Genomic DNA, 13,333 nt, shown 5'->3' on the forward strand with positions numbered 1-13,333 from the left:
GCGTTGGCACCGGCGGCATGGTCACCAAGCTACAAGCGGCGCAAAAAGCCAGCCAACAGGGCATTGACACCCTCATTATCAATGGCCAGAAACCAGAGGTATTTGACACCCTGCTGCAAGGCAAGGCGGCCGGTACCTTGTTTCATCGCCAACAAGAGCGGATCAGCGCGAAAAAACACTGGCTACTGCATGGCTTGAAAGCGCAAGGGTCTATTCAACTGGATGCCGGTGCAGTGAAGGCGTTGCAATATCAAGGCGCTTCCTTGCTGGCAACCGGCATCACCACAGTACGAGGGCAGTTTGAGAAAGGCGATGCCGTGCTGCTATGCGATCAAAGCGGCCAGCCAATCGCCAAAGGCACCAGCCAGTTTCATGCCAGCGAGCTCCACCAGATCAAGGGGTTGCATAGCCAACAAATCACCGCTCAGCTCGGTTACTGTGGTCGTGAAGAGGTGATCCACCGCGATGATATGGTGTTGTTGTCGGCGGCCGAAGCCGCCGCTCAATCCAAAGGGTAAGTCCAACCAAGCGGATACGCCTCATCCGGCTGCTGATAATCGCAAACACCATCGGGGAAGATCTGTTTAAGCTTGCTGAGCCAAGAGGTCATATCGACGTCAGCGTACTCACCAGCCGCAAGTGCTCGCTCTATCGGTTGCAGGGCACACTGCATATGCAAACCATGACCAGGGGCCCCAGCCTGCTCCCGGCTATTGCTAAGAACCGGATAGATTTGGCGGCAAACGCCATCGTCCTGCCACACAGTATCGCCTTGTGCAATCACCTGGCCGCTGGCATCAAAGCAGCGATCGGAGGCACTATCGGGCGCCTGACCAGCACGAACCCACGCCACCACCGCATCAAACGCTTGCTGCTCAGGCGTGTGATCCGGATGGCTGACCCAGATGCGCTGCCAGTGGTCATTACCTTGCATCGCTAAACGCTCACGAGCCATAAAGGACGGCTGCAAGTGATGCATATCCAGCACCGGGTCGAGATAATGGCGCAAATCCAGCACCGGAATACTCAGTTTGCCAACAAACAACTGACCATAACGATAAGCGCGCTCCATCGCCTCGCGATTGGCTCGATAACGTGGAGCCACCTCAAGCCCGGAATCGGTTCGCTCTGGTGCAGCCATATTCTGTCGGCCAAAGGCACTTAACCAGATCGGCGTATGCCAGACAGGCAAAAAACGGGCCTGCTCTGGCTGCATCTGATGCGCTGGCAACCAACTGCCTATGCGGGCATTCAGCTCAATAAATTGCTCCGGGCTAAGCCTGCCATCCCGTAGTGCCAGCAAACCGTATTGCACCCCAGTGTTGTCCCATAAGCTATGGGCAAAGCCATGCTCATCGCGGCCGTATAGATCCACCAGATCTTCCCAGTAACTCCAATGGGTACTTTGTAGCACCGCCTCACTGACAAAAGGCCGTAACCGGCCCTGATAGGGGTTATGCACCATCGATGACAAGCCAAACCAGGCATTGATGCACTGAGTTGCCCCCTCCATCGGTGTCGGTTTTTTGCCTGATAACAGCTGAATAGCACTGATCTCCCGCCCAAAGCGTACCTGCTGATCCGGTACGGTGCTCAACCCTTCGACCCACTGCCGATGCTGCCAGGATTGCCAGAACGCCTTCTCATCGGCGGTAAAATAGTAGTAGTTGTGCAGCAGATCGCAGTCAAGCGCATACTGTACCTGACTAAGCATATCCGGGTAGCTGTACTGAGCGATGGCAGCATCCAACACATCGGGGGCATTTTGCGCCAATAAATATTGCGCAATACCACCACCAGAGCCACCAATGCCGATGGTCATTTCCGGCTCACCATACAAGCTGATAAAGTGTTGCTTCAGTTGTCGCGCCACTTCTTCAGCACGCAAAAAATGATAGGTATGACTGGTACGATTGGCGCTGCTACTGACCACCGCATAGCCTTGTCGCAACTGGGCAGCGCGATTGCGCAGCAAGCGCTCAATACGCAGCTCACCCTGACGAAAACCGATGCCGACGCCACCATGAAACTGATAAATCAGCTTGTTATTCCACAATGTTTTGCCGGTACGCTGAGGAAACTCATCCGGTTGAACCGGCATCACCAACAAATAAAAGTGACGCTGAATGGTACCAAGCTCAGCCCGAAGCAGCCATTCACCCGCGGCCAAGTCACCGCCTTGATAACTGGCCACCTCGCCAGCTGTGTTTAGGGTAAACCACAGCAGCCGGCTCGGATGCAGGCAATCCTTGCTGTAGCCTTGTAGCTCTCCGGCTTCATTCAGGACCGCGATGCCATAGCCGTCGTCATTGTCGATAAGCGGTGGTTCGATGCCCATTTGATGAAAAGCACAATAGAACGGGTATTGCTGAGGGCCAGAAAAGATCGGGATGGACGGGCCCACCTCACCCAGAGGAATAGGGTAGGAGTAGGGATCAACCGGCCGGGTCGTGCGGCCGATAAAATCATCTACCGGCAGCAAGTCACCGTGTCGCTCTGGCGGCACCGCTAGCACCGGATGGGGTTCATAGAAACTACCCGGTATGTCTTTTTGTGGCCACAGCAGGATCAAAGCCAGCACCAGCCCAAGCAGCAATAACCATTTCAGTACACGCATCAAGCCCTCCTTATCGAGTCGCTTCAGTAAGGATAGCAAGACGTATGACTTGTGCTATGACAAAGACAGTGCCAACACCTTGGATTTACGTTGATAATTGTATAGCTGCTGTTTTTGCGCCGGTAAATCGCCGACATCAGCTAATACAAAGCCATGCTCTAAAAACCAATGAATGCTGCGAGTGGTCAGAGCAAACAGGGTGTGGTAATGCCGACTTTTCGCTTGCTGGATGATGTATTTCAATAGTACCGAGCCGCGATCGGCATCGCGATAATCCGGGTGCACTGCGACACAGGCAAATTCACCGACCAACTCCTCAGAAAACGGATACAAGGCAGCACAACCGATGATTAGTCCTTCGCGTTCAATCACCACAAACTGATCGATCTCAATCTCCAACTGCTCACGCGATCGACGCACCAGCAGACCTTGCTGTTCTAACGGCCGGATTAGATCCAAAATACCACCAATATCGGCAATGGTGGCGGGGCGCAATTGTTCAGCCGACTCGGTCGCCATCTGGGTACCAATACCATCGCGCGAGAACAGCTCTTGCAGCAAGGAACCATCAGCACTGTAACTGATTAAATGGCAGCGCGGCACACCAGCCCGACAAGCGGTAATAGCGGCGTGCAAAAACGCCTGGGTGGCCGCGCAACAATCTGTGCTCTGCTCCAGACGCTCTAAAATAAGGCTCGCTGAATTGGGCAAAAGTTCGGGGATAATATCGCCATTTTCGTCCAATATGCCGCCGTCTTCGCTAAAACCTATCATTTTATCGGCTTTCAGTTTAATCGCCACCTGAGTGGCAATTTCTTCCGCCGTCAGGTTAAAACTCTCACCGGTGACTGACGCGGCGATAGGCCCCATCAGCACCATGCCATTACTATCGAGCTGACGGCGAATGCCCTGCACATCAATGCGCCGCACCCGGCCGCTATGGCAATAATCGACGCCTTCATCTACGCCTATAGGCTGCGCAATAACAAAGTTGCCACTGACCACGTTAATTTGCGCGCCCTGCATTGGGGTATTGCTTAAACTCATCGACAGCCGGGCGGTGATATCCAGTTGCAAGGCCCCTGCCACCTGCTTGATGCACTGAAACGCCTCATCGTCAGTGACCCGCACCCGCTTATGGTACTCAGCGGCCAGCCCAGCTTGTTGCAGTGCCTGATTGATCTGCGGCCGCGCGCCATACACCAGCACGATTTTAATGCCTAAGCTATTCAGCAAGGCAATATCATTGATAATGCTACGAAAGCCGGGTTGCGAGATCGCCTCCCCACCCAGCATCACCACAAAGGTTTTACCACGATGCGCATTGACATAGGGGGCAGACTGGCGAAAGCCAGAAACAAGTTCAGTGGTACGCACGTGGCTTTCTTCCTCGGTAATTGAAAGACTAAACAGGGTGTAGCGCGGCGGCATGACAAGACGATGACAAAGCCAGAACAACCGCGTGAATCAACAAAGAATAACTATACACAAAATAAGGATAAATAATCAACAAGTATTCATGAATTAACATTATAAAAAAATAAATAAGCTTAATTATCATTAAGATATTGATTTTGCCGATTACGGCCCAAAAATAACAATGGATTTTTATCCGAAAATATCGCATTTTTATTCTTTTACTTCATATCACCAACAATGCTTTTGTATTCATATTTTTCATTAAGCGCTCTCCTTGAGAGGCCATTGCCTTATTTAGACTTTTGCAGGCGATTCATGTAAATTACCAGCCGCCAATTTTAACATCTTCATTTACCAGGTGTCTTGTGAAGCGATGGTTTAGCACAACGACTGGTTGTATCCAGATATGATCACGACAAGATTGCATTTTACGCTTGCGCTTCATGCCCTGGTGACTCTGGCAGGCATTCTACTGCCATGGCTTTTTGGCGTTTTCGAACAGTTCAGCAGTTTACTATCGTGGATGCTTTTTATGGCAGTGCTGATATTGGTGCAAAGCCTGCTTGTTATCCGGAAAAAAGCTATTGCTGGTGTGCTGTATTTTTTAGCAGCCATGGCTGCTACCTATGGCTTTATCAATAGCCCCACGCTGAGCGGTTACTTATTCACTGTTGCTAAGGGCTCCTCAAGTTATCCTGTAATTAAGCATGATGATTTTCTCCTTTCACGCACCAGACCAATCGCCCTTTCACCCGGCACAGTGGTACTAATCACCATACCGGATTACGATGATCCCTACGCCAAAAGGATTCATGGCATACCAGGTGACACCATTAAAATTTGTGATACCGCAGTCTACGTGAATGGCTTCCGATACTCATTTCACAATAGCTGGCAAGGCAAAGCCTTTGCCAGGGCGCGCTGCCCATCCCGGCATAGCGAATTTGTGCTGGGCGCTGATGAATACTTTGTGCTGGGTGATGCCCCAGGCCACAGTATCGACTCACGTCACTTCGGTACTATCCGCAAACAGCAAATTATTGCTCAGGCAATGTATAAAGGTGGACCAGAGACCGGACTGCAATCCATACCTTTAACAGCAACGTTCTCACGACCACCTCAGCTTGGAGCAAAAATGACTGAAGCTGTCACAGCTAAACCAATATGGCTACCCCTCCATTAAACCGCCACGGACTCATAAAAGGAACGCTTTGATGCAATGTTTGATTACCGTCTTACTGGCAGTTGTGATCCACAAGCTGCTATCCACCTCCCTGGGGATCTATTACAACGTTTTGACGGAACCATTCTCTCTTTACTATCTGCTACGTGACGTTTTTTCGTTCGCAGTAGTCTACGTTGCGCTGATCTACTTACATAAAGCACTTCTTAAAGTTCAGAGTGCACTCAGGGCAAAAGATCACTCTAACTAATCTAACACTTTAAGCCGCAATCGCTTTCTTTAAAGGCACCAGCATGCGCAGTAGGTTTAATATGCAGAGGTATCAATAATGAAAAAAATCTTCTTTTTTCTAATCATTTCATTACCGAGCACTGTAGATGCTGACGTGTCGATAAATAGCCATGGCAACATTGAGTATTCAGGCAGCATAACCGAAGCGAAAAATGATGTGGTTTTTGCTCTCTACGACAATGCCCCTATAAAACCTAAGCGCCTTATCATATCCAGCCCAGGGGGAGTCGTTGAATACGGTATTCAACTTGGAGAGTGGATCATTAACAACCTGCTTGATGTTGAAGTTGGAGACTATTGTATGTCTTCTTGTGCAAACTACGTATTTCTGGCAGGTAACAATAAAATCCTCAGCAAACACAGCCTGCTGGGTTGGCATGGTGGCTTGCTTCAGCGGTTAGAGTTGCCCTTCACAGATAGAACATACTTAAAGGACATTTCAAGGCTGACACAGCAATGCGACCTTGAGCGATTTAAAGAAAAATATAGAGGAAAACTGGCCTTTCCGTTTGGCCGTTTTCATAAAAGAGAATGTCTGTTGATGCAGAGTACGGGAATAGACTATAGAATCATGGTCTTCGGTCAGTACGAAAAACACCGTATAAATGCATATCAGATGGGATTTTGGAGCTATGAACTTGATGCGCTAGCGGCTTTGGGCGTCACAAATATAATACTCAAAGAAGGAACATGGCAGCCACCCAGAAGTATTAACAAAGCAGTGGTATTGTTCATTAATGCTGAAGACATAAGAACCATGAACACGTTCCGTAGCCACGGTTCCCTCCTCTATTTTATTCCAAAATAATATGCGGTAAAAAGCGCGAGCTGTCTTTGGTGATCAGGCTGTTGTCTTCGCGGATGCCGATACCGGCGGCGCTGTCGCCGACCACCCAGCTGCCGATTAAGGTGTAGTTGCCGGCGAAGGTTGGTAGTGGTTGTAGCTTTTGGCGAATAAAGGGCGCGTCCTGATAGGGGCCTGGCTCACTTAACCGCTTGCCATCGGCAGTGACCAGCTCGATGTTGGCACCTTCACGCGAGAACAGCGGCTTGCGCAGCCAGCCTTTATCCAGTGCTTTGCCGTGATCAAAATGACTTTCCAGCAGGTTGGGGTGGCCCGGGTGCTTTTGCCATAACAGCGGCAGAATCCCTTTGTTCGATAACAGTAGTTTCCACAACGGTTCCAGCCAGAGTGTTTCTGAGGTGGTGGCATTGCGGGCGAATTGCTCTTCCAGCATAAACTCCCATGGATACAGCTTAAATAAACCGGTGATAGGCTCACCATCGGTATCATAGAACTGGCCATCCAGCGCACCGATATCTTCCAGTGCAATGTAGCGGCCATCAATACCGCTTTGGGTGGCGATATCCAGCAGGTAATCGACGGTGCCTTTGTCTTCGATGCTTTCGCGCACACTGGTAAAGTGAAACGGTTGCGGCAATGGCAAGCCGGCAAAAGCTTGCTCTAGCTTGTCTTGTAACGAATTGAACTGATCGGCGCCGTTTGGCAACTCGCCACGCATCAGCTGATCTTCCAGCCAGACCCATTGGAAAAAGCCAGTCTCGTACAGGGAGGTGGGCGTATCGTAATTCAGCTCCAGCAATTTGGCCGGGCCTGTGCCGTCGTACACCAGATCCATCCGGCCATACAAATGCGGATCGCCGCGTTGCCAGGAGGCCGCTAAGGCATCACGAAAGTCGCCTGGAATGGCCAACTGGTCGAGCTTTTGTTCATCGGCCAGAATATCCGGGATCAGATCCATCGCCATGGCATGCAACTCTTCGGTCACATCCTCCAGGTCTTGCTCAATCTGGCGCAGGCTAAACTGGTAATATGCGCTTTCATCCCAGTAGGTTTCACCATCAATGGTATGAAACTGAAAGCCTAAACTTTCAGCATACGCCTGCCAGCCTGGCCGGGGCGTGCTGTTGACTCGCTTCATCGTTAACTGCCGTAACTGCGTTGACGGTTGGCCTGACGACGCTGCGCTTCTTGCCGCACCGCTGCTTGCTGGCCAAAACCACCGCGCTGTACCAAGCGAGCACGCTGCGGTTGCACGGCAGAAGGACGCACCTGAGTCGCGCCCGGCTGACTGGCTACCGCCTGATTGCTGGCGGTACGGAAGGTCGAGCGGTCATCACGCGATTTATACAGTGGCTGGGTGGGCACTGCTGCACCACGCCCCCCGCTAGCCTGACTGGATGATGGCTGCGTTTGTGTTGCCTGACCACCAGCCAGATTGCCTCGATTCATCATCTGGCCCGCCATGTAGCCCATCATCATCGGCATAAAGAAGCTGCCGCCTTGATGGCGCTCGGGCGCGGTTTCGCACTGGCCGGGGCCAAAGTCGGTTTCGCACTCCTGCTGGTTTTGATAGCGCGGTGCCACCTGAGTATGCAACGCTTCGGCTTTGGCAAATTCAGCCTGGCATTCCGCCGGTGGGTGATAATAGGCTGCACACTCGTCCACGTTATGAAACACATGCACTTCCTGTTCTTTCTCGCCACAGCCTGCCAGTATCATAGTAGCGACTGGCGCCATCAGGATCAGAGCGGCTTTTTTACTTCGTTTCATCAACGGCTCCTTAGTAACTCATGCTGGCAGCATTGAGCATGCCAACCGCAATCGAACAAGCGGCAGAAAAAATACCGGCTGCCATTTCGCCCTGGCGGATACGTTCTGGCAACTGCTTTAGTATCAGCTTCACCACAAAGAAGGTCAGCACTTGCACCACCAGCGCCACAGCACCCCAGATGGCGCAGTCAATCAACGACATTGAGTGGGTAATGGCGCTGGACAGCGGAATGGAAAAACCAATCAGCGCACCCCCAAAAGCCACTGCCGCAGCGCTGTTGTTGGCGCGGATCAAATCAAATTCATGATGCGGTGTCACCCAGCTGTAGATACGAGCAAACGCCAATAGCAACACGGCGGCAAGGATAAAATACAAGGCAAAATAAGGTACACCTGCCAACGAGTGCAAAGCAGTATCCAGCATAATAGGCTCCTGAGACGGGATGATGGTTCAATTGGTGATCGATCCTGACGAAAATTAGCTATAAACACAAGCCTTTCTGGCTATCCAGGCCAATTAACCGCGAACAATGGGCGATAGAGCGTAAGCCTCTTTACATTGACGAGGTTATTTATACACTGGTGCAGAAACATCCATTAAAACTAAAACCAGATGAAACAACCACAGGTAACTACCCATGAAAAAAACCCTTCTTAGCTCTGTCGCACTGGCAGTCAGTCTGGCTCTTACTGGCTGCGGCGGTGATCCTACGCCGGTCAGTCAAGATACGTCTCAGGATGTTGCGGCGACTCAGTCACAACCTGCTTTAAGTTCCGGTATCGAACTTGAAAACCTGGACCGCACGGTTGAACCACAACAAAACTTTTTCCGCTTCGTTAACGGCCAGTGGCTGGAGCGCACTGAAATCCCTGCTGACCGTGCTCGCTGGGGTAGCTTTGACGAACTACGCGAAGCTGCCGAGCAACAGGTATTGACTATTATTCAGGAGCTGGCAGCTACCCCGCAGGAACAAGACTCAGAAGGCCAGAAGATTGCCGATCTGTTTCGTTCTTACCTGGATACCGACACCATTGAAAGGCTAGGGCTGACCCCGCTGCAATCACATTTTGCGGCCATTGATGCGCTGGAAAGCCATACTGACCTGACAACACTTTGGGGTCAGTGGCAATCCATCCGTACCGGCACACCGCTGGTGGTATTCGTTGGCCAGGACCAACGCCAATCCGATCAGTACATTACTGCCACCAGCCAATCAGGCCTCGGCTTACCAGATCGGGATTACTATTTAAAAGACGATGAGCGCTCGCTAAAGCTGCTCGAAGAGTATCAGGCGATGATTGCCCAGTTCTGGCAATTGGCGGGTTGGGATGAAGGCGATAAAGCAGCAGAAACCATTGTTGCCATCGAGCGGCAATTGGCAGAAATCCAATGGAGCCGTGTACAAAACCGTGATCGCAACGCTACCTACAATAAGATGACGCTGGCTGAACTGGCTGAAGCTGCGCCAGGTATGGATTGGTCCTCGTTGTTTCAGGCGGCAGAGCTGGGTGACATTGATGCGCTGGTCGTTCGACAACCGAGCTACTTCAGCGCCTTTGCCGAACTGCAACAGCAGATCTCCATTGCCGATTGGCAGCAATACCTGCGTTTTCATCTGCTGCGCGGCAATGCCTCCATGCTGCCTGCTGCGTTTGATGAAGCCAGCTTTAATTTCTATGGTAAAACGTTAAGTGGCCAGCAAGAACAACGTAGCCGCGAAAAACGAGCGGTTAATACCACCGAACGGATGCTGGGCTTCTTGATTGGCAAAGAGTACGTGGCACGCCACTTTCAACCTGAAGCGAAAGAGCGGATGGATGAGTTGGTCCAAAACCTGAAAGTCGCCTTTAAAGAAGCCATCGACCAGTTGGAGTGGATGAGTGACGACACCAAGGTAGAGGCTCAGGCCAAACTGGCCAGCTTTAATACCAAAATTGGTTACCCGGATGTCTGGCGTGATTACGACTGCCTGACCATTGCTGCCGATGACCTGATTGGCAACGCTCGCCGAAGCGCCGAATGCGAGTATGAGCGTATGATTGCTCGCTTAGGCCAACCGGTGAACCGCGATGAATGGGGCATGACACCACAGACCGTTAATGCTTATTACAGCTCGACCATGAATGAAATTGTCTTTCCAGCCGCCATTTTGCAACCACCATTTTTTGATGTAAATGCCGATGATGCACTGAACTATGGCGCTATTGGCGGCGTGATCGGCCATGAAATCACCCATGGTTTTGATGACCAGGGCCGCCGCTCCGATGGCGAAGGCAATTTACGCGATTGGTGGACTGAAAGCGATGAGCGTCAATTCAGTGAGCGGGCGCAACGGATGATCGATCAGTACAGCGCTTTCAATCCGATTGATGACCTGTACCTGCAAGGCGCTCTGGGCCTTGGTGAAAATATCGCCGATTTGGGTGGTTTAACCGTGTCTTACCGCGCTTATCAGAACTCGCTTGAAGGCCAACCAGCACCCGTCATTGATGGCTTTACCGGTGAACAACGCTTCTTTATGGGCTGGGGTCAAATCTGGCGCATCAAGTTCCGAGATGAAGCCTTGCGCCAGCAAGTGATCACCGGGCCACACTCACCAGGCAAGTATCGCGTACTGGGTACCCTGTCCAATATGCCAGAGTTTTACCAAGCCTTTGATGTGCAGCCAGGTGATGGCATGTACCGTGAAGAAGACGTTCGAGTGAAGATTTGGTAATTAAAACCACCGGGTTCCATGCTGGCTGATGTCAGCATGGTTCATAACACGAGTTCATTGAACCACCTAAGGGATCTTCTATGCGTTTTCTTACCTCATTACTGTTTGCCTATGTACTGCTTGTCAGTCAGCCGCTCTGGGCGGAAGCCGTTGATATCGGCTACATGGAGCCAACGGCTGACATTATCGATATTGTCGATGCACCACCGCCGCCGTCTGCCAGCCTGAGCCCTGATGGCCGCTACCTGTTGTCGTTAGAGCGCCCGGCCTTGCCATCGCTACTGGATTTAGCCGAGCCGGAATACCGTTTAGCGGGTATTCGTTTTAACCCAAGCAATCAAGCACCAAGCCAGCCTCGTTATTTGTCTGGCCTGCAACTGATCGAGCTCGACAGTCAGCAACCCAAAGCTATCCGAGGTCTGCCAAAAAACCTTCGGGTGCTGTCGGTCAGCTGGTCGCCCGATAGCAATTACCTTGCGTTTCTGCAGCTGGAAGCCGATCACACGGCTTTATGGCGGGTTGATATCAACCGTGGCCGCGCCGAGCGCTGGTCGAACGTTCGGGCCAATGCCATTCGTGGTGGTGAGATGCAATGGTCGGCAGACAGCCAGGCAGTCTATCTGTTAGCGGTGGATGCGAAGCGTGGCGCTGAGCCCGCGGCACCAGCGGTTCCCGCTGGGCCTGTGGTCACGGAAGTTCGCGGCCGTACTGCACCAGCCCGTACTTATCAGGATTTGCTGCAAAACAGCCATGATGAAGCCTTGTTCAATTATTACATGGCCAGCCAACTGGTACGGGTGGGACTCAACAAGCGTATTCAGATGATCACCGGGGCCAAACCTTATCTTGGCTTTTCACTATCGCCAGATAACCAGCATCTGCTCACTACGCGTTTTACCGAGCCCTATTCCTATGCCGTGCCCTGGTTCCGCTTTGCCCGCACCAGCGAAGTACTGAACCAGCGCGGCGAGCTACTCTATACCGTTGAGCAGCAGCCACTGGCAGATAACTTACCGATTGCCTTTGATGCGGTGGTTGATAGCCGCCGCTCCATTCAATGGCGTACCGATCAACCAGCCACGCTGGTCTGGGCGCAAGCGCAAGATGGAGGCGACCCGCGCCAACAAGCCGACGCCCGTGATCGTCTGTATCAATTGGCGGCTCCCTTTAGTGGTGATGTAGAAGCCTTGCTCGATTTAAGTTATCGCTTTGCCTCGTTGCTTACGGCCGACGATGGCACCAGCCTGGTGTGGGAGCGCTGGTGGCAAGATCGTCAGGAGAAACTCTGGCTACTAACCGATCACGAGCCACGATTACTGTGGGAACGTTCGTCTGAAGATCGTTACAACGACCCCGGCACACCGCTGACCCGGACCGATGCCAATGGCAACCGGGTGCTACGTATGGATAATGGCTCTGTTTTGCTGACCGGAGCCGGTGCCTCGGACGAAGGCGACCGTCCCTTTATCGATCGCTTGCAACTAGCGAGTGGTGACACCGAACGGCTGTGGCGCTCAGAAGCACCTTACTACGAATACCCCATTACGCTTCGCGCCGATGGTCGCCTGCTGACGCAACGTGAAAGCATCGATACGCCGCCTGATTTTTACTTACGTGATTTGCAAAGTGGCGACTTAGCCGCTGTTACCGAAACCCCGCATCCAATGCCACAGACCAAAGGCATCAGCCGCGAGATGATCCACTATCAACGCGAAGATGGCGTACCGATGTCTGCCAGCTTGTTGCTACCCGCCGGGTATGATGCCGAACGTGATGGCCCGTTACCCACCATTATCTGGGCGTACCCGCGCGAGTTCCGTAGCAACGACGCCGCCGGTCAGGTCACGGGGTCTCCCTACCGCTTTAACCGTATCAGTTACTGGAACCCGCAGTTTCTGGCAACCCAGGGCTATGCGGTATTGGATAGCGCCACCATGCCGATTGTTGGCGAGGGCGATAAAGAGCCGAACGATACCTTTATCGAACAGCTGGTGATGAACTCGAAAGCGGCCATCGAAGCAGGAGTAAGCCGTGGCGTAACCGATCCGGATCGGGTTGCCCTTGGCGGCCATTCGTACGGTGCCTTTATGACGGCCAATGTACTGGCGCATTCGGACTTGTTCCGCGCTGGTATTGCCCGCAGTGGTGCTTACAACCGAAGCCTGACGCCTTTTGGTTTTCAACGCGAGCAGCGCACCTTATGGGATGATACCGATCTGTACATCCGCATGTCGCCATTCTTTCATGCGGAAAAAATCAAAACGCCACTGCTGTTGATCCATGGCGCTGAAGACAACAACTCAGGGACCTTCCCGATGCAAAGCGAACGTCTGTATCAGGCCATTAAGGGCAATGGCGGCACCACTCGTCTGGTGATGCTGCCATTGGAGTCGCATGGCTACCGCGCCCGTGAATCGGTGCTGCATATGCTGTGGGAAACCGTCAACTGGCTGGATGAGTTTGTGAAGAACGCCGAACCGCGTTCTGACGACTAAATCGTTGCATTACCTATAAAAAAACCAGCTCAGGCT

Annotated in this window: 10 protein-coding genes; 5 read left to right on the forward strand and 5 right to left on the reverse strand. The window is 52.1% G+C overall.

Annotation, left to right across the window (positions count from 1 at the left end; all coding sequences use genetic code 11):
* A partial coding sequence (locus Q3O60_RS17185) for a PUA domain-containing protein (protein WP_369812685.1) occupies positions 1-518 on the forward strand: 518 nt, incomplete at its 5' end.
* On the opposite strand, the gene Q3O60_RS17190 is transcribed toward Q3O60_RS17185, so the two are convergent.
* Together Q3O60_RS17190 and argA are read right to left on the reverse strand one after the other, a co-directional pair.
* Positions 503-2,617, reverse strand: coding sequence for a DUF6351 family protein (locus tag Q3O60_RS17190; protein WP_305895161.1), 2,115 nt, complete (start codon positions 2,615-2,617; stop codon positions 503-505). The genes Q3O60_RS17185 and Q3O60_RS17190 overlap by 16 nt on opposite strands.
* Positions 2,618-2,671: 54 nt before the next feature.
* Positions 2,672-3,994, reverse strand: coding sequence for an amino-acid N-acetyltransferase (gene argA, locus Q3O60_RS17195; RefSeq protein WP_305895162.1), 1,323 nt, complete (start codon positions 3,992-3,994; stop codon positions 2,672-2,674).
* A 574-nt stretch (positions 3,995-4,568) separates the two neighbouring features.
* Here argA and lepB point away from each other — a divergent pair.
* Positions 4,569-5,219 carry a signal peptidase I gene (gene lepB / locus Q3O60_RS17200; RefSeq protein ID WP_305895163.1) on the forward strand — a complete coding sequence of 217 codons (651 nt, stop codon included), beginning with the start codon at positions 4,569-4,571 and terminating at the stop codon, positions 5,217-5,219.
* Positions 5,220-5,547: 328 nt separating this feature from the next.
* Positions 5,548-6,318: a hypothetical protein gene (locus Q3O60_RS17205; protein WP_305895164.1), complete on the forward strand. Its 771-nt coding sequence runs from the start codon at positions 5,548-5,550 to the stop codon at positions 6,316-6,318.
* Here Q3O60_RS17205 and Q3O60_RS17210 read toward each other — a convergent pair.
* The 3 genes from Q3O60_RS17210 to Q3O60_RS17220 are packed head-to-tail and all read right to left on the reverse strand — an operon-like array spanning position 6,305 to position 8,509.
* Positions 6,305-7,453 carry a glutathionylspermidine synthase family protein gene (locus Q3O60_RS17210; RefSeq protein WP_305895165.1) on the reverse strand — a complete coding sequence of 383 codons (1,149 nt, stop codon included), beginning with the start codon at positions 7,451-7,453 and terminating at the stop codon, positions 6,305-6,307. The genes Q3O60_RS17205 and Q3O60_RS17210 overlap by 14 nt on opposite strands.
* A 2-nt stretch (positions 7,454-7,455) precedes the next feature.
* Entirely contained in the window at positions 7,456-8,085 is a 630-nt protein-coding gene (locus tag Q3O60_RS17215) for a DUF1190 domain-containing protein (RefSeq protein ID WP_305895166.1), read from the reverse strand.
* A 10-nt stretch (positions 8,086-8,095) separates the two neighbouring features.
* On the reverse strand, positions 8,096-8,509 hold the full coding sequence (locus tag Q3O60_RS17220) for a DUF350 domain-containing protein (RefSeq protein ID WP_305895167.1): 414 nt from the start codon (positions 8,507-8,509) through the stop codon (positions 8,096-8,098).
* A 214-nt stretch (positions 8,510-8,723) separates the two neighbouring features.
* On the opposite strand from Q3O60_RS17220, the gene Q3O60_RS17225 reads away from it, so the two are divergent.
* Both Q3O60_RS17225 and Q3O60_RS17230 read left to right on the forward strand, forming a co-directional pair.
* Positions 8,724-10,802: a M13 family metallopeptidase gene (locus Q3O60_RS17225; protein ID WP_305895168.1), complete on the forward strand. Its 2,079-nt coding sequence runs from the start codon at positions 8,724-8,726 to the stop codon at positions 10,800-10,802.
* A gap of 80 nt (positions 10,803-10,882) precedes the next feature.
* On the forward strand, positions 10,883-13,297 hold the full coding sequence (locus tag Q3O60_RS17230; RefSeq protein ID WP_305895169.1) for a S9 family peptidase: 2,415 nt from the start codon (positions 10,883-10,885) through the stop codon (positions 13,295-13,297).
* Positions 13,298-13,333: the final 36 nt, after the last annotated feature.

The organism is Alkalimonas collagenimarina, from assembly GCF_030717845.1.
Lineage (GTDB): Bacteria > Pseudomonadota > Gammaproteobacteria > Enterobacterales > Alteromonadaceae > Alkalimonas > Alkalimonas collagenimarina.

Excerpts from the sequence above, each read along its gene's own strand:
- Q3O60_RS17205 (WP_305895164.1), top strand. The coding sequence starts at position 5,548 with ATGAAAAAAATCTTCTTTTTTCTAATCATTTCATTACCGAGCACTGTA.
- lepB (WP_305895163.1), top strand. The coding sequence starts at position 4,569 with ATGGCAGTGCTGATATTGGTGCAAAGCCTGCTTGTTATCCGGAAAAAA.
- Q3O60_RS17210 (WP_305895165.1), bottom strand. The coding sequence starts at position 7,453 with ATGAAGCGAGTCAACAGCACGCCCCGGCCAGGCTGGCAGGCGTATGCT.
- Q3O60_RS17225 (WP_305895168.1), top strand. The coding sequence starts at position 8,724 with ATGAAAAAAACCCTTCTTAGCTCTGTCGCACTGGCAGTCAGTCTGGCT.
- Q3O60_RS17230 (WP_305895169.1), top strand. The coding sequence starts at position 10,883 with ATGCGTTTTCTTACCTCATTACTGTTTGCCTATGTACTGCTTGTCAGT.
- Q3O60_RS17215 (WP_305895166.1), bottom strand. The coding sequence starts at position 8,085 with ATGAAACGAAGTAAAAAAGCCGCTCTGATCCTGATGGCGCCAGTCGCT.
- Q3O60_RS17190 (WP_305895161.1), bottom strand. The coding sequence starts at position 2,617 with ATGCGTGTACTGAAATGGTTATTGCTGCTTGGGCTGGTGCTGGCTTTG.
- Q3O60_RS17220 (WP_305895167.1), bottom strand. The coding sequence starts at position 8,509 with ATGCTGGATACTGCTTTGCACTCGTTGGCAGGTGTACCTTATTTTGCC.